Origin of the sequence: Proteus hauseri (genome assembly GCF_004116975.1) — a bacterium.
Classification (GTDB): Bacteria; Pseudomonadota; Gammaproteobacteria; order Enterobacterales; family Enterobacteriaceae; genus Proteus; species Proteus hauseri.
This window is the reverse complement of record NZ_CP026364.1, coordinates 3,496,648-3,518,088: the sequence shown is the minus strand read 5'-3', so window position 1 is coordinate 3,518,088 and position 21,441 is coordinate 3,496,648. Positions and strand designations below refer to the sequence as shown.

22 protein-coding genes are annotated in these 21,441 nt (G+C 33.9%); 11 read left to right on the top strand and 11 right to left on the bottom strand.

From position 1 onward, the window contains the following. Positions 1 to 14 precede the first annotated feature (14 nt). Positions 15 to 1,133, top strand: coding sequence for a ribonuclease D (gene rnd, locus PH4a_RS16100; RefSeq protein ID WP_129041204.1), 1,119 nt, complete (start codon positions 15 to 17; stop codon positions 1,131 to 1,133). Between the two features lie 386 nt (positions 1,134 to 1,519). Here the strand turns inward: rnd and minE are convergent, their stop codons facing one another. From minE to minC, 3 genes are read right to left on the bottom strand one after another with little or no spacing between them, the layout of a single operon-like run. Further along, positions 1,520 to 1,789, bottom strand: a complete 270-nt coding sequence (gene minE / locus PH4a_RS16095) for a cell division topological specificity factor MinE (protein WP_064720015.1) — start codon at positions 1,787 to 1,789, stop codon at positions 1,520 to 1,522. A gap of 3 nt (positions 1,790 to 1,792) precedes the next feature. Then, positions 1,793 to 2,605 (bottom strand): septum site-determining protein MinD, encoded by an 813-nt coding sequence (gene minD, locus PH4a_RS16090; protein ID WP_064720014.1) that lies wholly within the window; start codon positions 2,603 to 2,605, stop codon positions 1,793 to 1,795. Between the two features lie 22 nt (positions 2,606 to 2,627). Beyond that, positions 2,628 to 3,329, bottom strand: a complete 702-nt coding sequence (gene minC / locus PH4a_RS16085; RefSeq protein WP_129041202.1) for a septum site-determining protein MinC — start codon at positions 3,327 to 3,329, stop codon at positions 2,628 to 2,630. Positions 3,330 to 3,462: 133 nt separating this feature from the next. On the opposite strand from minC, the gene PH4a_RS16080 reads away from it, so the two are divergent. The 4 genes from PH4a_RS16080 to PH4a_RS16065 are packed head-to-tail and all read left to right on the top strand — an operon-like array spanning position 3,463 to position 6,089. Continuing rightward, on the top strand, positions 3,463 to 3,750 hold the full coding sequence (locus PH4a_RS16080) for a YcgL domain-containing protein (RefSeq protein WP_064720174.1): 288 nt from the start codon (positions 3,463 to 3,465) through the stop codon (positions 3,748 to 3,750). Between the two features lie 24 nt (positions 3,751 to 3,774). Next, complete coding sequence (locus PH4a_RS16075) at positions 3,775 to 4,899, top strand: lytic murein transglycosylase (protein WP_129041200.1); 1,125 nt, start codon at positions 3,775 to 3,777, stop codon at positions 4,897 to 4,899. A gap of 54 nt (positions 4,900 to 4,953) precedes the next feature. Beyond that, entirely contained in the window at positions 4,954 to 5,610 is a 657-nt protein-coding gene (locus tag PH4a_RS16070) for a fumarylacetoacetate hydrolase family protein (RefSeq protein ID WP_129041198.1), read from the top strand. 35 nt (positions 5,611 to 5,645) lie between these two features. Then, on the top strand, positions 5,646 to 6,089 hold the full coding sequence (locus PH4a_RS16065) for a YcgN family cysteine cluster protein (RefSeq protein WP_129041196.1): 444 nt from the start codon (positions 5,646 to 5,648) through the stop codon (positions 6,087 to 6,089). A gap of 86 nt (positions 6,090 to 6,175) precedes the next feature. On the opposite strand, the gene fetB is transcribed toward PH4a_RS16065, so the two are convergent. The 4 genes from fetB to PH4a_RS18430 all read right to left on the bottom strand — a co-directional run bounded on the left by fetB (position 6,176) and on the right by PH4a_RS18430 (position 9,856). Further along, positions 6,176 to 6,949 (bottom strand): iron efflux ABC transporter permease subunit FetB, encoded by a 774-nt coding sequence (gene fetB, locus PH4a_RS16060; RefSeq protein ID WP_129041957.1) that lies wholly within the window; start codon positions 6,947 to 6,949, stop codon positions 6,176 to 6,178. A gap of 83 nt (positions 6,950 to 7,032) precedes the next feature. Continuing rightward, a complete protein-coding gene (gene fetA, locus PH4a_RS16055) occupies positions 7,033 to 7,683 on the bottom strand; it encodes an iron efflux ABC transporter ATP-binding subunit FetA (RefSeq protein ID WP_129041194.1) in 651 nt (216 codons plus the stop codon). Positions 7,684 to 7,925: 242 nt separating this feature from the next. After that, the gene (locus PH4a_RS16050) at positions 7,926 to 8,840 is read right to left on the bottom strand and encodes an alpha/beta hydrolase family protein (RefSeq protein WP_129041192.1); all 915 of its coding nucleotides are present in this window, start codon (positions 8,838 to 8,840) and stop codon (positions 7,926 to 7,928) included. A gap of 101 nt (positions 8,841 to 8,941) precedes the next feature. Then, positions 8,942 to 9,856, bottom strand: coding sequence for a helix-turn-helix domain-containing protein (locus tag PH4a_RS18430; RefSeq protein ID WP_064720007.1), 915 nt, complete (start codon positions 9,854 to 9,856; stop codon positions 8,942 to 8,944). Between the two features lie 91 nt (positions 9,857 to 9,947). On the opposite strand from PH4a_RS18430, the gene PH4a_RS16040 reads away from it, so the two are divergent. The 3 genes from PH4a_RS16040 to PH4a_RS16030 all read left to right on the top strand — a co-directional run bounded on the left by PH4a_RS16040 (position 9,948) and on the right by PH4a_RS16030 (position 13,222). Next, positions 9,948 to 10,577, top strand: coding sequence for a TetR family transcriptional regulator (locus tag PH4a_RS16040; RefSeq protein WP_129041190.1), 630 nt, complete (start codon positions 9,948 to 9,950; stop codon positions 10,575 to 10,577). Positions 10,578 to 10,631: 54 nt separating this feature from the next. Continuing rightward, positions 10,632 to 11,117, top strand: coding sequence for an NUDIX hydrolase (locus tag PH4a_RS16035; RefSeq protein WP_129041188.1), 486 nt, complete (start codon positions 10,632 to 10,634; stop codon positions 11,115 to 11,117). 509 nt (positions 11,118 to 11,626) lie between these two features. Continuing rightward, the gene (locus PH4a_RS16030; RefSeq protein WP_074379350.1) at positions 11,627 to 13,222 is read left to right on the top strand and encodes a methyl-accepting chemotaxis protein; all 1,596 of its coding nucleotides are present in this window, start codon (positions 11,627 to 11,629) and stop codon (positions 13,220 to 13,222) included. A 134-nt stretch (positions 13,223 to 13,356) separates the two neighbouring features. On the opposite strand, the gene PH4a_RS16025 is transcribed toward PH4a_RS16030, so the two are convergent. After that, positions 13,357 to 14,355 (bottom strand): 2-hydroxyacid dehydrogenase, encoded by a 999-nt coding sequence (locus tag PH4a_RS16025; protein ID WP_129041185.1) that lies wholly within the window; start codon positions 14,353 to 14,355, stop codon positions 13,357 to 13,359. Positions 14,356 to 14,504: 149 nt separating this feature from the next. Between PH4a_RS16025 and PH4a_RS16020 the strand changes: the two genes are divergently transcribed. The 3 genes from PH4a_RS16020 to PH4a_RS16010 are packed head-to-tail and all read left to right on the top strand — an operon-like array spanning position 14,505 to position 17,687. Then, positions 14,505 to 17,141, top strand: coding sequence for a YdbH family protein (locus PH4a_RS16020; protein ID WP_129041178.1), 2,637 nt, complete (start codon positions 14,505 to 14,507; stop codon positions 17,139 to 17,141). After that, positions 17,138 to 17,344, top strand: coding sequence for a YnbE family lipoprotein (locus tag PH4a_RS16015; protein ID WP_064720002.1), 207 nt, complete (start codon positions 17,138 to 17,140; stop codon positions 17,342 to 17,344). The genes PH4a_RS16020 and PH4a_RS16015 overlap by 4 nt, the downstream gene beginning before the upstream one ends. A gap of 10 nt (positions 17,345 to 17,354) precedes the next feature. Next, a complete protein-coding gene (locus PH4a_RS16010) occupies positions 17,355 to 17,687 on the top strand; it encodes a YdbL family probable chaperone protein (protein ID WP_129041176.1) in 333 nt (110 codons plus the stop codon). A gap of 73 nt (positions 17,688 to 17,760) precedes the next feature. Here the strand turns inward: PH4a_RS16010 and PH4a_RS16005 are convergent, their stop codons facing one another. From PH4a_RS16005 to PH4a_RS15995, 3 genes are read right to left on the bottom strand one after another with little or no spacing between them, the layout of a single operon-like run. After that, on the bottom strand, positions 17,761 to 18,297 hold the full coding sequence (locus PH4a_RS16005) for a fimbrial protein (RefSeq protein ID WP_129041174.1): 537 nt from the start codon (positions 18,295 to 18,297) through the stop codon (positions 17,761 to 17,763). 31 nt (positions 18,298 to 18,328) lie between these two features. Further along, entirely contained in the window at positions 18,329 to 20,716 is a 2,388-nt protein-coding gene (locus tag PH4a_RS16000) for a fimbria/pilus outer membrane usher protein (protein WP_164971554.1), read from the bottom strand. Continuing rightward, a complete protein-coding gene (locus PH4a_RS15995) occupies positions 20,706 to 21,404 on the bottom strand; it encodes a fimbrial biogenesis chaperone (RefSeq protein ID WP_129041170.1) in 699 nt (232 codons plus the stop codon). Before PH4a_RS15995 ends, PH4a_RS16000 begins: the two co-directional genes overlap by 11 nt. Positions 21,405 to 21,441: the final 37 nt, after the last annotated feature.

Here is a 21,441-nt window from a genome sequence, read left to right as displayed (position 1 = left end):
AAGAGAAACCTGTTTTGAATTATCAATTGATTACGACAGACACTGCATTAGATATCGCATGCCAGGCTGCTTCCACCGTTTCACAAATCGCCTTAGATACAGAGTTTGTCCGCATACGCACATATTACCCACATCTGGGGCTTATCCAGATGTATGATGGTAATCAGATCTCTCTTATTGATCCTCTTGCTATTACGCAGTGGGCGCCTTTTGTTGAACTATTAAATAATCCAGATATCGTTAAGTATCTTCATGCTGGTAGTGAAGATCTTGAAGTGTTCTCTCATCAATTTGGTTGTGTGCCAACACCCATGATTGATACTCAAGTTGTAGCGGCTTTTCTTGGGCACCCAATATCTTGTGGTTTTGCAACGTTAGTCGAAAAATACGAAAATGTAGCATTAGATAAAAGTGAATCTCGTACAGACTGGTTAGCGCGTCCGTTAACAGAAAGGCAGTGCCAATATGCCAGTGCAGATGTGTTTTATCTGTTACCTTTGGCTGAAAAACTGGTAGCAGAAGCGCAAGAAGCGGATTATCTCGATGCTATTCGTGATGAATGCGAAATGATTGCAGAACGCCGTCAAGAAATAGCACAACCTGAATTTGCTTATCGTGATATTGGAAATGCTTGGCAATTAAGAGGTCAACACCTTGCTTGTTTACAGATGTTAGCGCAATGGCGATTAAATCAAGCAAGATCACGTGATTTGGCTTTAAACTTTGTTGTAAGAGAAGAGCACTTATGGTCTGTCGCTCGTTATTTGCCTTCGTCATTAGCCGAATTAGATGCTTTATCGCTTTCAGGACAAGAAATTCGTTGTCATGGACGCCGATTACTTGATTTTGTGGTTAAAGCCAAAAACATTAACGATGAGGATTGCCCTGAACCCGTTCATAATTTAATTGAACAGCCTAATTACAAAAAAGCGTTTAAAGAAATTAAAGCGGTTATTCAAAAGGTGAGTGAAGGAAAGCGTTATAATCCTGAATTATTAGCATCTAGAAGACAAATAAATCAGTTGCTAAATATTCATTGGAAAATAAAAGAAGGCGAACCAGAGCTGTTTTCTCGTTGGCGGAAGGCATTACTAGAAGAACCCATTACGGAAATTTTAGCGCAATACCCTTAATAGAGATTTTATTAGAGGATTGCTACACGTAAGTGTAATAAATCGCGATAATAGGTAGAGAGAGTTTCTTATATTGATATCTTATTTTGTCCTAAAGATATCGATATATAGAGCTCTTATTTTTTGCCTATTTTGGGCATGAAAAAAAACGCCTATAAAATATAGGTGGTAATTTCCAGTGTAATAAATAGAAAAAGATTAATAGCTGTTTATTGCAATGTTACTCCCTTACTTATCGCCAATGATTAAAATAGCAATGAGATATGACGCTATTTGACCATTCGGATATATAGTTTCCCTATATAATTAAACACAGAGCCAATCAAATTAATTATAGTTCATGGCTGGCTCTGTGAATAATGGCTTATAGAGAGTGTTAAATGTAATTACTTTGTTGGCTCTTCATTTTCAGGCAAAGTGACATTCAGCTCTAAGACAGAGATATCATCGCCTTTTTGCTCAAATTGAACTGAAAGCATCTCTGGGTCTATCTGCACATATTTGCAGATAACACCTAATAAATCTCTTTTCATATCAGGTAAATAAGCTGGCTCGCTATCACCACGGCGGCGTTCTGCGACAATAATTTGCAGACGTTCCTTGGCAATATTGGCTGTCGACTTCTTACGCGACAAGAAAAAATCTAGTAAAGCCATCTTTTACCCCCCAAAAAGGCGTTTCAGAAAGCCTTTTTTCTCTTCTTCAATAAAACGGAATGGATGTTCTTCACCTAACAAACGATTTACGGTATCTGAGTAAGCTTTACCTGCATCAGATTCATGATCTAAAATTACAGGCTCGCCTTGGTTAGATGAACGTAAAACGGATTGATCTTCTGGAATAACACCCAGTAGCGGAATGCATAAAATTTCAAGGACATCTTCCATACTTAGCATATCACCCCGGCTGACTCGGCCTGGATTATAACGCGTTAATAGAAGATGCTCTTTAATTGGATCTTGGCCACGTTCTGCCCTACGTGACTTAGATGCTAGAATGCCCAAAATACGGTCTGAGTCGCGCACAGAGGAGACTTCTGGGTTAGTTGTGATAACAGCTTCATCTGCGAAGTAAAGTGCCATTAGCGCGCCACTTTCAATACCCGCCGGTGAATCACAAATAATAAAATCAAATCCCATTTCATCGAGTTCATCTAACACTTGCTCTACCCCTTCACGGGTAAGAGCATCTTTATCTCTTGTTTGTGAAGCTGGCAGAATAAACAGGTTTTCAGTGCGTTTATCTTTAATCAAGGCTTGATTTAAAGATGCATCACCCTGAATAACATTAACAAAGTCATAAACAACTCTACGTTCACAACCCATGATAAGGTCTAAGTTACGTAGCCCTATATCAAAGTCGATAACAACCGTTTTATGACCTTTTTGAGCGAGGCCGGTAGAAATGGCCGCGCTGGAAGTTGTTTTACCAACCCCACCTTTACCTGACGTAACAACAATAATGCGTGCCATGGAGTGATTCCTTGTCGATGCTCTAAATTAAGTTCTCGATAGTTAATTCATTCTCTTGCAAACTTAGTTGGACAGATTTTCCAACAAAATCAGCAGGAATTTGGTCGCTTAGCCAATATTGACCAGCAATAGAAACAAGTTCTGCAGATAAATGCGTACAAAAAATTTGGCTTTCTTTATCACCAGATGCACCAGCAAGTACGCGCCCACGTAATACGCCGTAGATATGGACATTGCCATCCGCAATTAATTCAGCGCCGGCACTGACATTGCTAATAACAACTAAATCACTATTTTGAGCATAAATGCGTTGGCCAGAACGCACTGGTGTATGGATGATTTTTGTTTTCTGACGTACCTGAATTGGTACATCATCCGTTTTATCGTTATTTACCTGAGTTGTTGGTTTGGTTATTTTACCCTCATTTAAGATAGGTAACTGTGCGGCAATTATCGCTTCTTTCTGTTGAGCGTCTGAACTGCCACTAATTCCCACAACGCGTAAGCCAGCATCTTCTACAATTCGCCTCAGTTTTTTAAAATCAATATTTTGATCTGCTAATGCAGAAACATTAATAACCACAGGGGCGTTTTTCAGAAATTGAGGCGCTTGTGCGATTTTTTCTGAAATAGCCTGACGAATAACCTTCGGTGTTCCATCATTTAAATGAAGTACCGAAAGGGTAAAATTACTGCCTTTTAACTCAATGGGCGTGTTTGACATCTATCTGACTCAGTAAATTTTTTATAATCTGGCACAAAAAACCAGAGACGATATTACGAAAGTATATAAGCATGTTATATTTACTAAAATATTCAGGCAAGTCGCTTATTTTAATAATTAGAGTTTAATGAAAATGATTTGTGCAATTTACCGTAGTACCAAGCGTGATCAAACTTATTTATACATCGAAAAAAAAGATGATTTCTCTCGAATTCCAGATGAATTATTACAAAGTTTTGGCGAACCTCAATTCGCAATGCTGCTGAATCTCGCGGATAGACAGCGTTTAGCACATGCGGACATTGAAAAAGTCAAACGGGCGTTAATTGATCAAGGATTTTATCTTCAAGTACCACCACCTGTCGAAAGCATGTTAAATGCTTATTTAGATGAATTGAAAAAATCAGAAAAAACTGAATAAATCATCGAGATAAAAGGAGCCTCAATGTTCAAATATTCGCTCATTGGCATAATTGTTTCTGGTTTTGTGCTATCTGCGTGTGCAGATAGCCAACAAAAGCAAGTGGAAAAAAGTGTGATAACAAGTGAAACAACTCCACTTGGAACACCCGCGCCACTTCGATGGAAACAAATCAATGTTAGTTCACTTGAACAAACATTTCCTAAAGATTCGCGTACACCGGCACAATTTCCTGCTTATGTTGAGGCGTTAAAATTAAAAGCAGCTCAATTAGGTTATAAAGCAGAAACGATAGATTTTGCATTTGCAGAAGTTCATTTTATTGAACGTGTGGTGAAATCAGACCGTAATCAGCCAGAAAAAAAAATAACGCTAGATGTTTATCTTCCCCGTATTGTGACGAATGGTCGCATTAATGAGGGGGCTAAATTATATCAGGCGAATCAAGAAGCCTTAAATCGTATCAGTAATAAATATGGTGTGCCTGCAAACTATATAGTTGCATTATGGGGACTCGAAAGCGGTTTTGGTAAAGTGCAGGGCAAAGAAGATGTTATTTCTGCATTAGCAACCTTGGCATTTGAAGGTCGTCGAGAAGAACTATTTAGCCGCCAACTAATGGCAGCACTTGAAATAATTGAAGGTGGTCATTTACCTGAAGGGCAACGCTTAAAAGGTTCATGGGCTGGGGCTATGGGGCAAACTCAGTTTATGCCTTCATCTTTCCTTACCTATGCGGCGGATGGCGATAATAATGTCACCATTGATATTTGGAATAGCCGTGAAGACGCATTTGCTTCAGCCGCGAATTATCTGGCAACAGAAGGTTGGAAAAATGGACTTCCATGGGGTGAACAGGTTACTTTAGCGATAGATTTTAACCAGCAACTCGAAGGCATTAAAGCTGAGCAGCAAAAAACGGTAGCACAATGGAAAGCGTTAGGCGTTCAATTGCCTGCTAATAGTCAGCTAACAGATAATATGCCTGTTTGGTTAATCATTCCTGATGATGATATGCACAGAAGCTATTTAGTGACACAAAACTTCCGTACTATTATGCATTGGAATAGTTCTTACTTTTTTGCACTTAGCATAGTCACAATGGCTGATGGCGTTGCTAATAAAATAAATTCACTACCTACTAAATAATAATCGGCTCTATAGTGAAATAAAACACAGCAAATTACCTATAAGGAAAATATTATGTATCAACACAGAGATTGGGAAGGTGCGTTGCTTGATTTTCCAGTCAATAAAGTGATTTGTGTAGGAAGTAACTATGCAAACCATATTAAAGAAATGGGTTCAGTACGTTCTGAAGAACCTGTTATTTTTATCAAGCCCGAAACCGCAATGTGTGATATTCGTCAACCTATTGCTATTCCAAAAGAGATGGGGGCTGTTCATCATGAAATCGAACTCGCCGTATTAATTGGACAGCCGCTTAAACAAGCCAATGAAGATCGTGTTGATCGTGCTATTGCGGGTTTCGGTATCGGTTTAGATCTTACTTTGCGTGATCTGCAAACCAAATTAAAAAAAGCAGGACAACCTTGGGAAAAAAGTAAAGCATTTGATGGTTCGGCACCATTATCCGGTTTTATTCCCGTAAACTCATTTGGTGATCCACAAAATGCAGATTTAACGTTACGTGTTAATGACGAAATTCGTCAGCAGGGCAACAGTCGTGATATGCTAACCCCTGTTTTACCCCTTATCAGTTATATGTCTCGCTTTTTTACCCTGCGTCCTGGTGATGTTATTTTAACGGGAACACCTGAAGGTGTTGGTCCATTAGAATCAGGCGATATGTTGGTATTAAGTATTAATGAGCATCAGCTGACAACGCGGGTTATTTAATTCGTTTTGATGAGCAATAAGGTAATAACGTAGAGATGACACAGGCTTTTTGGCAGACTAAAACTTTAGATGAAATGAGTGATGATGAGTGGGAATCACTGTGTGACGGATGTGGACAATGTTGTTTACACAAGTTAATGGATGACGATACTGATGAAATTTATTTCACTAACGTGGCTTGTAATCAGTTAAATATTAAAACCTGCCAATGCAGTAACTATGAAGATCGTTTTCGTTATGAGCCAGATTGTATCAAGCTTACTCGGCATAATTTACCTACCTTTGAATGGTTGCCAATGACTTGTGCTTACCGTTTATTAGCAGAAGGCAAAGCTTTAGCAAGCTGGCATCCATTAATTGCGGGTAATAAAGCAAAAATGCACCAAAGTAATATCTCAGTAAGATATATTGCTGTGCCAGAAACTGAAGTAGAAGATTGGGAAGATCATATTCTTAATCGACCTAAAGGTCGCGGTTAAATAAAAACCTATATTGATAGCCAATAAATAAAAAAAGAAGCTGAAGCTTCTTTTTTTATTTAGTTGAGTACAAGTCAAAGTCAGTATTATTGGTTATTTAACACAATTAACTGATGACGTTGATTGAAAAATTTCTTATAGGTTAAATAGCAGGCAATAATTGTTGAAAGGCTTGCGGTTGCCATCAACATAAAAGTAACCATAATTTGATATTTAACTGCCTGTAAAGGGTCGATACCAGCAAAAATAAGCCCTGACATCATGCCTGGTAAGCTGACAATACCCACTGTTTTTGCTGCATCTACAGTCGGAATAAGAGATGATTTAATACTATCTCGAATAATGCTCATTGAGGCTAATTTAGGTGTTGCGCCTAAACTTAGCATCTCTTGTATTTGTTGTTGTTGATTCTGAAAACGTTGACCCAAATTATTATAACAAAGACCCGTTGCTATCATAGCATTACCCGCGATCATACCGGTAATGGGTATAATTTGAATTGGCGTAAATGCAATTGAACCTGTTAATAATAAAATAGTTAACGTTAATAGTGCACCTGTTGTAATGGCGGTGAAAGAAATAATAAAAATATCTTTTACATATTTACTGCGTTTTTTCGCATTATGTGCTGCGTTATAACAGATAAACAACACCATTAAAAATGTCAGAATAAAATGGTCAACATGAAAAATATAAGTAAGGACATAACCTACAATCAGCAATTGGATAATTGCTCTGGCGGTGCTCCAGATAATGTCTTTTTCTAAAGAAAGCTTCTCTTTATGACTAATAAAAATAGCAACTAGCACAAGTAAGAGAGAAAAAATAAGGGATTCATTACTTATCGTATGTTCGTTCATAATAGTATGTTCGCTCATAACAAAATGATTACTCATAAAAATGCATTAATTCACAATTAAAAATTTTTTTCAAAAGAGTGAGATTAAGTACCAGAATGTGAAGGTAAGTGAATAACATCATCAGCATGTTTTATTTCATTCTGATCATGAGTCACCCATAAAACGGCAAGTTTTTGCTCTTTTACATATGTGTGAATAGTGTCGTTTACCTTCGCTTTATTATCTTCATCTAAAGCGCTAGTTATTTCGTCTAATAATAAGATTTTAGGTATAAATTGTAGATTTCTTATTAATGAAATACGTTGGCGCTCACCGCCTGATAGTTCATTAATGCTTTTTTTTACCATGGAACTTGGTAAACCAAAATAATCTAGATCAGCGATGATCTTCTTTTCATCAACGGCGAGCTTTCGTAAGAAATAAGGAAATTGCAAATTATCATAAACAGTACTGCCAAATAGCATGGGTGTTTGGGTACAGTAAGAGACTTGTTGGCGATATGATTCTGGCAACATCGTTAAATAATCTTTGTTTTCAAAAAATAGCGTACCATTCGTTGGTGATAACAGTGATGAAATAATCTTTAGTAGGGTGCTTTTTCCACAACCAGAAGGACCCGTGATAAGCTTAAATTCAGCTGGTTGCAGCGAAAAATTAATATTATCAAGAATAGTTTTGTTATCTATTTGATAGCCGATTTTATCAAGACGTAAAAGCGAATTATTACTTTCCATTCTTATCCTAAACCTAGAAGAGAGAATATTATCATTATACACAAATGACGCTTTAGCATATCTGAGCTATATCAGTCATTGGATAATTATACTTACCTTAAAGAGTAGGTGTCTTGAAAAAATTGGCAAGTGCAGAGTGTCAAAGCATTTTTCGAACAATAAAATAAAAAGCATTGTTATTAAAAAACGAAACAATACTTTTTATGATGAATATGAAGATCAGTTATGTTTTAGTACTATTTTTATTGTTTGGCATACCACTGTTTCATCATATTAATAATTTCATCAGTATGACGTAAGCCATCTTTTCCATAAAAACCATGATCTAACTGTTTATAACTCATAAATTGAATATTAGATTGCTGGATATTGCGGCTTAATTGATCAAATGCATCAACATCTACATTAATATCGTTTAGTGTTTGAACAATTAAAACGGGAGTGTGATTATTTTTTTGCATGACTGCTTGTAAATCGATAGATAAAAATTGGTGCCACCATAATTTACCATGCTCACTGATTATTTGGTCATTATCTAGCTCATTGTTTTTAGCGCTAATGGCAAATTGCTGAAAACCTTCTGTCGCCTCTTTAACGTATTCTGACGGTGTTGTATGACGAATATTATAAATAACATCATCGATAAAAAAGCGCCCACCACCATTTAATGCTATACCAGCTTTAATGTCGTTACGTCGGTCAATAATGAGGTGAACCATTATTGCACCTTCGCTGCCGCCAACTAACACTAGGTTAGGATAATATGGAGATAATTTATCTAGTACTGCTGAATAGTCATTAGTACGTTGTGTAGGATTGTCTTTTAACATGTATTCTAAAGGGCAATCTTTACGTTCGTCGTAATTTTTAAGATAGGGCAACTGTGCTGTAATACCATATTTTTCTACCATCAAAATATCGCTATCAGGTAGCCATTGACCAAAAGTTTCCTGAATAAACGTATTATTTTTAATACTATTACAATCTGAGCCTTGCAGAAGAACTAACAAGGTTTTATTGTTTTCGCCGCGTTTATCAATGTAATAGTGGATGTCACTTCCATCTTCACGTGTTAATTGATGTGTGGAAATATCTGCGTAACTTATAATAGGCTGTATAAATAGCGCTGAAAATAATAATAGCGATGAAATACGCATAGTTACCTTATTTAGTAGAAAGTCACAGGATAGTAAAATAGGGGATTAGATGGACTAAAATTAAAAATAGCCTGAGTAAATCAGGCTATTGAAACCAAGTATTAATGTATAGGTACATAGTAGTCAATTTCTAATGTTTTAGGTAATTTCGTTAAATCAATATCCGTTTCTATACAAATATAATTTTCAATATCAGCGCCTAGGCGGCGACATAAACCTAAAGCAGGTAATGTATAAAAATAGATTTTCATCGCAAATTGCTTATATTCTTCTAGCGTTCCTTTAAACTGGAATCTGACATAACGACCTGCTGGAATACGTTTTTTTCTAAATCCACCTGTTTTTGTAAAATGGGTTAAGTCACGTAAACCAATTTCATAATCAATTTGGATCTTATTTTTACGCTCAGTATTTGGTTGATAAGAAATAAGTACGGTACTTTCAGTAAAGTTTTTATCGGTATACAGTAAAAAATCATTCCAGAATTGATGACGGATCTCTTCGTGTAACTTGCCAATATCTTCAATGGAGCAAAAATATTGATATTGCATTACATAAACATCGCTTTCTGGTAAATCCATTATTTTGGGGATCGGTAAATCAGTAACCGCAAAGTTTATTGGTGGCTGAAAATTATCACCACATAAGATATCTATTCTACGATATTCAGTTGGAGTTACGCCAAATATTGCTTTAAATCGGCGAGTGAAAGATTGCTGAGAATCGAACTGATAACGTAATGCGATAGTTAGCACTGGTAGTTTAGTTAAACGTAATTCAGTTGCTGCTTTGGTAAGACGTCGCCCGCGAATATAAGATGCAAGGGTTAATCCTGTGGCTTGTTTAAAAACACGCTGTAAATGCCATTTTGTATAGCCGGATTTAATTGCAACATCGTCAAGTAACAACGGTTTTTCCAGATTCACCTCAATCCAGAGAAGTAATTCCTTGATAATTTCTATATTAAATGAGGATAAAGAATTGGAAGGGATAAGCCCATTGTACTGAGATGACATGATAATTTCCTGAAAAATATTTTGTACAGTTTACACAAAACTGATACCCATATATTATTACATACTTATGGTATGTTTTAAGGGTTTTATCATGGAAATAAAATCGCGGCAACAAGAGAATTCAGAACAAACACGCACCGCTTTAATCGAAGCAGCTCAATATTTATTTGTAAATCAAGGCTATTACGATGTTTCCATTGATGAAATATCACGTTATGCAAGAGTAACTAAAGGTGCATTTTATCATCATTTCAGTAATAAAAAGGCGCTATTAAAAGAGTGCTATCTTTTACAGGTTGAGTGCGCTGTTGAAAAATTAACAAAAATTCCTGTTAATGAAGATAAATGGGTTGAGCTAGAAGAAATTTTTTCACTTTGTGTCGATCATATCTATCAGCATAAAAATGAGCTGATCCCTTTACAAGATATTATTTCAGTACTGGGTTGGAAAGAGTGGGATGAAATAGATGCAAATATTCTTATTCCTCGAATTCAATCTTGTGTTAATGCTCTTTTTGAACGAAAGGAAATTGACACTTATTCACCCGCCATTGTTGTTAATCTTATTTATGGTTTTGTTACACATATTTCTATTAACTTAAAAAATGAAGCGACATTACCAGAAGATGCATGTAACGATTTTAAAGCTATATTTGCAGATTTCTTGGCTGGAATAAAGCAAGCATCAAATCGAGTAAAACAAGAAAACAAGCTTAAATAGCAGAATATGAAATGGCTATAACATTTTAATAAGTAAAACAAAAGGTAATAACAGATGGAGTTAAATAATATAAAAAGCCATTTTACTGCTACTGGTATTGTATTTAATAAAAAAGGGCAATTTTTATTTCACTTTCACCCTAAAATAGCGTGCTGGTTACCACCTGGTGGGCATATTGAAGAAAATGAAGAACCACAAGATGCGGCTTTAAGAGAAATAGAAGAAGAAACAGGGTTGCAATGTGAATGTCTTAGTTATCAGCCTGAATTAGCGCTTAATTTGGTGAACAAAGATGTTGTTGAGCTTATTAAACCTCTGGCTATTTTAAAAGAGCCCATTAATGATAAAAAAGAAGGATTTCACTATCATATTGATATGATTTATCTCTGCCGCCCATTACTGCATAGTAAATTAACCAATAATTCTTTTCATTGGCTGACTTTGGCTGAACTTAAAACAAAAGAAACCCCTGAAAATGTGATAAGACTTATTGAACTGACAGAAAAATTATTAAAACAAAAATTTATTAAGCTTTCTTAATAAATAAGAATAAAATTGAATTAATAATAGAATAAGGTGGTTATAAGAAACCACCTTATTTTTTTGGAAATTAATAATAAACTTCATTTGATTTTAAATGACTACTATGATTAATATAATTAACCTAATTAGGTGTTTATACCTATTCGTATATTAAATTTAAATTGAATAAGAAAAGAACTAAAACTAAAAAATAATTAATGACTTATCTTTTTATGAGTAAAATCATGGGCATAGCAGGATATTGTATAGCTAATTTTTTGCTTGGAAGTTAAATGAAGTGTTTATTTCATAAATAAAAAATATATTTCACTGCACCCTAAAGTTTTTTGTAAAAATTACCGACATTATAGATATGGGCAGTATTCAAACTGTCTCTATATTCTAATGAATGACTTTTAATCTTATTTTATTTACACCAGGGAATACTCTTTTTGTATTATAGGGTATTCCAATATCTTACAAATGTGCAGAAAAAAAACACCTGTATATTTTGATGGAATATGACCATGTTTAAGAACATCAGTATAGAAAAGACCGTAAAGGTCATGCTGGCCATTTTATTCACACTTATTATGAGCATCATTTATTTTAGTTATGATGCATCCACTCGATCTTATAATAACTTTGTTTCATCAAGCAATTTAAGCCAGCAAATGTTGCTTATGGGTAAAGCGCGTTATCAAATGGCTGTTATCCGAGCTAATATTAATGGTCTTGATGGACAGTTAAGAGTTAATGAAAAACCCTCGGCAAAATATTTTCATCAAACCGCCGAGTATATTGAAGTCACTCGTGAAGAAATTCATCGCTGGGCTGATGCCGAAAAACTCACAGTAGAAGGGCGTGAGTTAACAGATGAAATGACAAAACGATTTGATGAACTGCTTGATATTTTTAGTGGTGCGCTTGATAAATTGCGTAAAGGTGAATTAAGTACCCATTCCGCTAGTGCTAAAATGGATGAACTTAATGATATTACGATGACTTATTACGCATTAGCTAATAGCATTGAAAATAATTATATCGAGATTGCGAAAACATCACAGCAGCGCCTTATGATTATGGCAACTATAGCGGGTGTTATCGTTATTATCTTATTTATCTTTATATTACGTTGGTTCTCACATAGTTTTATTGGCAATATTAGGATCTTAATTAATATCTTCAGTAAAATGAGCCAAGGTGATCTCAGTATGAGAGTTGATAATCATGGTACCAATGAATTTGGACAATTATTCAATGAAATGAATAAGATGAAAAACTCATTGAGTCATATGATTTCATCAGTTAAAAATGCAGTTAACACAATTAGTGTTAGTGCGAGTGAGATAGCAACAGGAAATACCGACCTTTCTTCACGAACTGAAGAACAAGCGAGTGCATTACAAGAAACTGTTGCAAGTATGGAACAGATTAAAACAACGGTTGAGAAAAATGCAGATAACTCACGTGAAGCAAGCAAACTAGCATTAACCGCGACAAGTTCAGCACAAAATGGCGAAACGGTGATGGATAGTGTGGTAGAAACAATGTCTTCTATTTCTGAAAGTGCGAAGAAAATTTCAGATATTAATGACATTATTAATAGTATCGCTAACCAAACCAATATTTTGTCATTGAATGCCGCAGTAGAAGCAGCAAGAGCGGGTGAACAAGGGCGAGGATTTACGGTTGTTGCTGCTGAAGTGCGTAATCTAGCAAGTCGAAGTGCTGATGCGGCAAAAGAGATAAATGAATTAATTACTCATTCTGTTAATAAAGTTCAAGTAGGCTCACAGCAAGTCGCTCAAGCCGGTCGCTCTATGACTGAGATTGTAACAACAATTACACAGGTGAATGATTTTATGCAGCAAATTGCCCTTGCTTCTAATGAGCAGAGCATGGGAATTAACCAAATAGCAATGGCAGTGAGCGAAATGGATACAGTCACACAACAAAATGCGGCATTAGTTGAGGAATCTGCAGCTATTACTGCGAATATGGATGACGAAGCACATCAACTTGCCGACTTAGTCGCACAATTTAAAGTAGAAGAAGATAATCAAGACACCTATACCCGTGGTGTTATTGAGTCGATATCTACTGAAAAAGATAAAAAATAAAAGTTGTTATTTGTTAGTAATACAATAAAAAAATCCCCTTTCAAAGTAAGTAATGCTAAATGAAAGGGGATTTTTTATTTTTTGAAGATATATCTTATACAAATAGCATAGTTTTAATCTTAACTAGCTGTTTATTAAGCTTTTATTTGATTAATACATTCAACGCCGTTAACAACTTCTTTAATATTATGTAAGGTTGTTTCACTAATACTGATCAAGGCTTCTTCAGTTAAAAATGCCTGATGGCCTGTAAATAATACATTATGACAAGAAGAAAGGCGGCGGAAGATATCATCTTGAATAACGTCGTTTGATTTATCTTCAAAAAAGAGATCACGTTCATTTTCATAAACATCCATACCTAATGCACCTATTTTACCTTGTTTTAATGCATTAATTGCAGCCGCAGAATCTATTAAAGCACCGCGACTGGTATTGATGATCATCACACCATCTTTCATTTGTGAAAAAGCTGACTCATTAAGCAAGTGATGATTATCTGCAGTTAATGGACAGTGCAAAGAAATAACATGAGAATTAGCATACAGTGTTGCTAAATCAACATACTCGGCACCTAAATCTAATACGGCTTGATTTGGATAAGGATCAAAGGCAAGTAATTTCATGCCAAATCCTTTTAAAATACGTAGCGTCGCTAAACCTATTTTACCTGTGCCAATAATACCTGCGGTACGGTTATGCATATTAAAACCCGTTAATCCTTCTAACGAGAAATTAGCATCACGAGTGCGTTGGTAAGCGCGGTGAATACGACGATTTAAAGAGAGCATCATGCCCACTGCGTGCTCAGCTATTGCTTCAGGAGAATAAGCAGGAACACGTACAACAGTTATTCCTAATTCTGCTGCAGCTTGAAGATCTACATTATTAAATCCAGCACAACGTAATGCAAGAATACGAATATTTAAACTGGCAAGCTCTTGTAAAACAGGGCGGCTTGCATCATCGTTGACGAAAATACACACAGCATCAGCACCAATGGCATTTTTTGCTGTCTGTTCAGTTAAATTAAAATCAAAATATTCGATATCATAGTGATATCCATTATGCTGATTAACCCATTCCATGTGTTTCTGATCATAATGTTTAGTACTATAAGAAACGATTTTCATCTAGTCTTCTCTACTTTGATTAAATTTTTATTCTGAGGCTGGAAAATCAAGAATTATCCATCCTCAATATGAAAGAAATTAATACTATTATTATAAACGATTTTAACGAGATAAGTGGATGATTCTGGTTTGTTTAAAAGGAATACGATGTGTTGTTAAAAAAAACAATCAAATGGACAGGTACCATACTACTTGGTGCAGCTATAATTAGCACTACGTTATGGGTAACGATTCCCCATTGGTTGCCTGTTGTTGCAAAATCTTATTTACCAGAAGGGATATCCCTTACGCTAACCCAGCCTAAATTACAACAAATAGGCCTTTCAATTGATAATATTTCATTAAAAAGTGAAAGTTGCATATTAGCCAATATTGATGGCTTTGCTTTTCAATATAAAAAACAGCAAACAGACTCTTTTCAATTTAGTAGCCACAATTTGATGCTTGATGAGCAGTGTTTTTCTCAATTATCAGCAATAGAAAAAGAGAAAACGGCACAAGCTCCTCTTGAATTACAAACGTTATTAGCATCTATTCCAGCACTTTCTATTAATATTCAAAGTGTATTATTGAAAGGCTATGATGATTATCAAGGCTCGTTAAATTTAACAAGTGAAAAGAATGGGCGCTCAATCATTTATCAAGGTGATAAAGCTGAAATCCGCCTGTTTATTCGTGATAACCAATGGCTAGATATCCAACACTTTAAAGTAAATTTACCTGATGATAATTATATTGAACTTGCGGCTGAAATAGAATTACCTCTCGATATTGCTTCATTACCTGAAAATGGCTCAATTAACGCCACTCTATTAACCTCTCATTATACAAATCCGCTTGTTTTTGTCGGAGAGTGGAAAGGAAATGAGGGTACATTATCGTTAGCAGAGCAAGGTGGTGGACAAGCATTAATGCTGCTTCCTTGGCATGTCGATGCTAAGAATATTACTATTAAAAAAGGGCGTTGGGAGTGGTTTGGATTAGATCAACCATTACGTGGAGGTGTTGATATTAATCTAGCTCAGTGGCGAGAAGGTTTAGCTAATTTACGATTAACTGCACGACTGAATATGATGACAGAAGGGCGAGCAGGAAAAGGTAATTTAGTTATCTCTATACCAGAAACGCCAATTGACTTATTAGATGCACAAATCCCTATTCAGATAACCGGTGTTGTAAATAAAGAATTAATGCAAGCCAATGCACAATTACCAGTAAAAATAACAGGAATGTTGAGTGATCCAACGATTGAGTTTCTATCAGGCTCTTTATTACGGTTTAAAGGGCCTTTAACTGAAACATTAACTATCAAAGATGCAAGGTTGCCTCTGGCGGGCACAACATTTTCATCTCAAGGATTTAATGGCCGTTTAAATGCCATTGTAGTGGCTCAAGATTCAATTTGGGGTGATTATCGTATTCACTTTGATGGTAAAGCGGAACATTTCTTGCCTGATAATGGAAATTGGCAATGGCGTTATTGGGGAGAGGGTGATCTATTACCATTAAAAGCCCGTTGGGATATTGCGGGTACAGGTTATTGGCGGGACAAGACTGTCAGTTTTGAAACTTTAAACACTGGTTTTGATGTTTTAAAATATCAAAACACCACAATGACTGCGCCAAGGTTAACATTATTAAGTCCATTTCGTTGGTTACGGGATGATAAGAAACCAGCTTTTGATGGGAAATTAAAATTAACAAGCCAACGTGTTTCTTTTCCTTCTGGTGGTTTTTTAGATAAAACAGATTTTATTGCAACAGTTAATGGTGAGTCACCTTTTAATTTTAATCTAAAAGGTGAAATAAGCGCTAAACCCAATATCGGACCAATTGCAATAAATACACGTTGGGATGGGGCGCGATTAAGAGGTCAAATGCGTTGGCCTTCACAAGCAATTAATGCATTTCAATCTTTATTACCTGCAGAATTAGGTATTACGCTAGATAAAGGTGAATTTTATACTCAAGCTGGCTTCTCTATTGCACCAGAGCAAGGATTAGTTGCTGGTGGACATTTAGTTGTAAAACAAGGTGGAATGTGGCTAAAAGATGGTGTGTTAGAAGGATTAGATTTTATTCTGCCTTGGCGTTTACAGGGTGATGAATGGCAATTAGGTGTTAAGCAGCCAGTTCAACTTAGAATTAAACGAATTAATAATTTATTTGAAGTGACTGATATTACCGCTGACCTTCAGGGATTTTATCCAGCAACAGAAACAAAGCCGTTAGTCTTGTCTAACGTAAAACTGGCGATGTTAGAAGGCACTCTTTCAATGAAAAAGTTAGCTATCCCACAACAGGAAGAGGCAATTATTTCATTAGATAATATTGAGCTTAGTCATTTATTTACTTTATTAAAAGTGACCCAACTTGCAGCATCAGGCAAAGTAAGTGGTGAATTCCCATTTTATATAAATAATAATCAATGGATTATTAAAAATGGTTGGTTAGCCAACTCGTCTTATTTAACCTTGAGGCTTGATAAGGATTTTGTTGATTCAATAGATGACAGCAACATGTCGGCAGGTGTTGCTATTGCATGGTTGCGTTATTTAGAAATAAGTCGTTCTTGGACGAGAGTCAATTTAAGTAATTTAGGTGAGTTGATTTTAGAAGCAGAAATACAAGGAACCAATCCATTAGAAGATAAGCGACGACAAGTGAATTTAAATTATCATCACGAAGAAAATGTCTTTCAATTATGGCGAAGTTTACGTTTTGGATCGCAATTGGAAGAGTGGTTAGAGAAAAGCCTATCAGATTTAGGGAGTGAGTCAGAGTGAAACCATTATTTTTAAAAAAACTATTTTTATTAACGATCTTAATGATGGGAATATCGGCGTTAACAGGATGTATTCGACTAGAAGTCGCAACACCAGATAAACCTATTAATATTAATATGAATGTTAAAATTGAACATGAAATTAATGTCAAAATAGATCGACAAGTTGAAGATTTATTAAAAGATAACAGCGCAATTTTTTAAAGGATAAAAAATGAATTATAAACGATATCTACTAAGTGCTGTGTTAATGTTTTTATTTTGGAGTACTGGCGTTATAGCGCTTACTCTTGATGAAGCGAGATCACAAGGGCTGGTAGGCGAAACCTTTAAAGGCTATATAGAGCTTGTTCAACCTAATAACAAACAAGCACAAGTTCTTGTTGATGAAATTAATCAAGCAAGAAAAGCAAAATATGCTGAGATAGCAAAAACGAACCAAGTTGCACCTGAATCTGTTGCAAGGCTAGCAGGGGAGAAATTAGTTGCTAGAGCAAGTGAAGGGGAGTATGTAAAGGGAATTAATGGGTTATGGGTTAAAAAATAACTTATTCTAAATTTTTTTATTTTTTTATTTTTTGAAGCAGAACGTTATTTTTATTAACGCTCTGCTTTATTAGTTATATTTCGACAATTTCTTCACCAATCATTAAATTAAAAATAATGTTAGACTGTATTTTTCCAGGTTTGGGAGGGAGGTTATCTGTTTTGACATAATTTATAGCAAAATAAAACTCAGCATCACCATCAGTAATATTGGTAATAAATGTATTTTCACTGTTTAAATTAATAGCTCTTTCGTCATCATCGTAAAATAATTGAAATGTAACATTCTGACTGGCAGAGTTATCTAAAATATTATTTTTTAAATAACCCGTATTGGGATCAATTGAACGTGGATCTATTGTAAGCTTAATATCACCATTCTTAATTGAGCAGTCTAGCACTTCTAATATGATTGTGATGGTAGCATGTGTGGCTAATGCACCAGCTTGTTGAGAGGCAAAGTCATTAATACTAATAGTATTGTTATTAGCATTAATATATATATCAACCATACAATTTAGTGGCAGAATATCATCACCTCGTTGCTGCGCAGATGAAGAAAAAGAGATTAAAGAAATAAGTAATGTTATAAAAATATTTATTTTTTTCATAATTTATTACCTGTAATTAATTTAATTAAACTTATTGACAAACAATGTCTTTTTTAATTAACGTATCAACTTTCATTTCATTGCTAATATCATAATTAAACTGACACTGTTGATGTTGTTCATCACCCCATTTTACTTTTATCCATCCAACTTCAGATAAACCCGAAAAAAATATTCGATTATTATCAGAGACAAAGCTTTGTGCAATCATATTATTTTGGCTATCGAATGCAGTTGTTGTTGCAAAAAAAGGAATTTCTGAGGTAGATTGAAATAAAACTTTTTTATTTATTTTTAATGGGAATGTGATCTTGGAAATTGCACCTAATGTAGGTACGATTGATTTTGTATAATGAGTTGCTTCACTATATTTAGGTAATGTCGATGACTGCAATGTGATTTTATTTATTTTATAAGGCGAAATATTAGGTAGTATTAAATAACCAAAATTATCTGTTTTAAATTTAGTAGAATAATCTGTTTTTATACCAGAAAATCCTTGTGTATCTACTAGAACGAAAGTTTTTCCTAAGTATGGAGATAATGTAACACCTCCATTATGGATTAAAAATGCACCACTTACACCAAAATTTAAATGATAAAATTGATTATTTGATGAATGTGAACCACTTATTCTATAAGATTGATAATTTCCTTTGTATTGCATATTTGCCGAATAATTATGACTTTTATTTTTAGGTGAAAACTTATTTCTATAACCTATTGAATAATTAAATTCTGAATGTGGTGAAAATGAGCCGCCAAAACGAGTATTATTCGAATAGTGGTTGTTGTTATAACTAAATTGATTATTTATCCAATGGTAAGTATTTCTATGATTAAATAAGGGTAGTTGAAAATAAAATGAAAAGTGATTGTCATTATTTTTTTTATTATATTTATATTTAATTGAATAATTTATATTTTTAATATAAGAAGAAAAGGTTGTATCGATGATGTGGCTATTCTTATCAGTTAAGTAAGAGAAGTAATAGTAACTTAAAGATAAATGACCAACATTTATAAATGGTTGAGAAATAGAGAGTGTATATTTTTTTTCAGGAGCATTTTTTAATAGTTTATTTTCATGAGGTTTATTATATTTATAATATAACGAAGATAGTGTTAAACTTGTTTTTGTTGAAGTAAAAATTTTATTATAACGGATTCGATATTTTATATGACTATTATCTAAATAACTGACATCTGCTGCCAATCCACCTAATTCACCTAAACTAAAAATTAGGCCAGCTAAATAAGTGTGATGTTCTGTTTTTTTTCTAAATGCCGCATAAGAAGTAATTTTTTGATTAATACCATAAGCAAACTCACCAAGAAAATAAGGATGTTGGCTATCTTTTTTTTTGTAATAAGATTGCTGACTATAACCTGCAACTAAATTGTATTGATAATGATTAGTATTTAATTGATTAGGCATCATAGTAAAATAGTGAGTTGATTTTTTTATACGGCCATCAGCTTCTTTTATTTCGAGAGTTAGCTCAGAACTTCCTGTCGTAGGTAAGGCATTCAATACAAAAGGACCTGGAGGAACAGATGTTTCGTAGATAATTCTATCTTGTTGTTTAACACTTACTAAAGCGTATGTTTCTGCAATACCTTCAATAATAGGTTTATTCGCATAAAGAGAATGACTGGAAAGTAAATTATTAGAAATTAACTGTACTCCCATAATATTTTCACTAGCCAATAGACGGTTAGTGGGCGTAAATTTACCACCATAAATAAGTGAAGAAAGTGAATCTAATTGCTGATAAGCATAAAGTGTCTTTATTTTAATTTGGTTATTGTGGCCATTATAGATATATTTACTATTGTTGCGAATACGGACATAACCTAAGTTAATACCTGAGTTAAAATTGATTTCATGTATAATATTTCTGTTTTTTTGATATGAGCCAAAATAGTCATAATGGCTAAATAAAGCATTAATGCCATTGTCCCACAGCGATTTATTAGGTAAGTTAATTCTATTATTTGTTATTCCTTTTTGTGGAATGGTTAAATAAAGGGATTTGGTTGAAAATATATAATTAAATGAAATTCCAATTTCATTTAATGATAATAGCTCTGTTGAATTGCTTTGGATATTATAAAAGTCAGTATTAATATCTAAATTGATTAAATCTTCAATAGATAATTTAGGCGTAAGCTTGCCATCAACATTATCAAAGATAATGTTTTTAGTGAATTTTTTCTGATTATTGACAAATAGTGTTGTCGGATATGTGCCCGCTAGTTGTTGATTTTCAATTAATTGAGCAATAAGTTTAGCATCGATATTAGGTAAACTATATAGATAAAATGATGAATCATTATCAGCATATATATTGTAACAATAAAACATACTAAAAAATGAAATGGTAATACTATTAAGCTTAGCAATTTTACTCTTCATTAATAACCTCTTTAGATGGCATCTCAATAACATTTTCAAACTCATTTCTGATACTATAATTAATTATTGAAGAAGAGCTTAATTTAACTTTTGTATTATATTTTTTAAAAGGAGAAATAGTTTTGCTGTTCTCAATAAAATTAATATTATTATTTTTCACTGAAGTTAGTGTTATATAATAAGGTGTTGGGTTTTTAATAATAAGATAACCATTTTTGTTTTTTGAAAAAACAATATCACTGTAATTTTTTTCTTTATTACTTAATTTACTTGGTCTATAAAAAAGATTGTAAATCATATTTAATGAAACATGTAATAAGTTTTCTTTTTCTTCTTTATTTTTAATGATAGGAACTGATTTTATATTTATTTTATAAAGTGATTCTTTTTCTTTAATATTGATATCATCAATTTTAATTATATCTAAAAAAAAAGTTTCATTAGCACCAAGTTTGAAAAGAGGAGGGGATATAATAAAAGGTGCTGGGTCTTTGTTATCAATATTTGATTGTGTGACTACACTTTGAATAAAATATTCTTTATCTGAAGTGTTTTTTATTTCTATTCTTTCATTTTTAGTGTTTTCAATATAAATGAATTTATTATTATTTAGTTGAATTCCAGAAAAACTAAAAAAAGGGAAAAGTAAAAAAGTTAAACCAGTGACTAAGAGACTATGTTTATTCATGATTTTTTTCTTTAATTAAAATCACAAAGCCTAGAAA

Excerpts from the sequence above, each read along its gene's own strand:
- PH4a_RS16010 (WP_129041176.1), top strand. The coding sequence starts at position 17,355 with ATGAATTATAAACGATATCTACTAAGTGCTGTGTTAATGTTTTTATTT.
- PH4a_RS16005 (WP_129041174.1), bottom strand. The coding sequence starts at position 18,297 with ATGAAAAAAATAAATATTTTTATAACATTACTTATTTCTTTAATCTCT.
- PH4a_RS16070 (WP_129041198.1), top strand. The coding sequence starts at position 4,954 with ATGTATCAACACAGAGATTGGGAAGGTGCGTTGCTTGATTTTCCAGTC.
- PH4a_RS16025 (WP_129041185.1), bottom strand. The coding sequence starts at position 14,355 with ATGAAAATCGTTTCTTATAGTACTAAACATTATGATCAGAAACACATG.
- minD (WP_064720014.1), bottom strand. The coding sequence starts at position 2,605 with ATGGCACGCATTATTGTTGTTACGTCAGGTAAAGGTGGGGTTGGTAAA.
- PH4a_RS16080 (WP_064720174.1), top strand. The coding sequence starts at position 3,463 with ATGATTTGTGCAATTTACCGTAGTACCAAGCGTGATCAAACTTATTTA.
- PH4a_RS15995 (WP_129041170.1), bottom strand. The coding sequence starts at position 21,404 with ATGAATAAACATAGTCTCTTAGTCACTGGTTTAACTTTTTTACTTTTC.
- minC (WP_129041202.1), bottom strand. The coding sequence starts at position 3,329 with ATGTCAAACACGCCCATTGAGTTAAAAGGCAGTAATTTTACCCTTTCG.
- PH4a_RS16035 (WP_129041188.1), top strand. The coding sequence starts at position 10,632 with ATGGAGTTAAATAATATAAAAAGCCATTTTACTGCTACTGGTATTGTA.
- PH4a_RS16065 (WP_129041196.1), top strand. The coding sequence starts at position 5,646 with ATGACACAGGCTTTTTGGCAGACTAAAACTTTAGATGAAATGAGTGAT.
- PH4a_RS18430 (WP_064720007.1), bottom strand. The coding sequence starts at position 9,856 with ATGTCATCTCAGTACAATGGGCTTATCCCTTCCAATTCTTTATCCTCA.
- fetA (WP_129041194.1), bottom strand. The coding sequence starts at position 7,683 with ATGGAAAGTAATAATTCGCTTTTACGTCTTGATAAAATCGGCTATCAA.
- fetB (WP_129041957.1), bottom strand. The coding sequence starts at position 6,949 with ATGAACGAACATACGATAAGTAATGAATCCCTTATTTTTTCTCTCTTA.
- minE (WP_064720015.1), bottom strand. The coding sequence starts at position 1,789 with ATGGCTTTACTAGATTTTTTCTTGTCGCGTAAGAAGTCGACAGCCAAT.
- PH4a_RS16075 (WP_129041200.1), top strand. The coding sequence starts at position 3,775 with ATGTTCAAATATTCGCTCATTGGCATAATTGTTTCTGGTTTTGTGCTA.
- PH4a_RS16000 (WP_164971554.1), bottom strand. The coding sequence starts at position 20,716 with ATGAAGAGTAAAATTGCTAAGCTTAATAGTATTACCATTTCATTTTTT.
- PH4a_RS16050 (WP_129041192.1), bottom strand. The coding sequence starts at position 8,840 with ATGCGTATTTCATCGCTATTATTATTTTCAGCGCTATTTATACAGCCT.
- PH4a_RS16030 (WP_074379350.1), top strand. The coding sequence starts at position 11,627 with ATGTTTAAGAACATCAGTATAGAAAAGACCGTAAAGGTCATGCTGGCC.
- PH4a_RS16040 (WP_129041190.1), top strand. The coding sequence starts at position 9,948 with ATGGAAATAAAATCGCGGCAACAAGAGAATTCAGAACAAACACGCACC.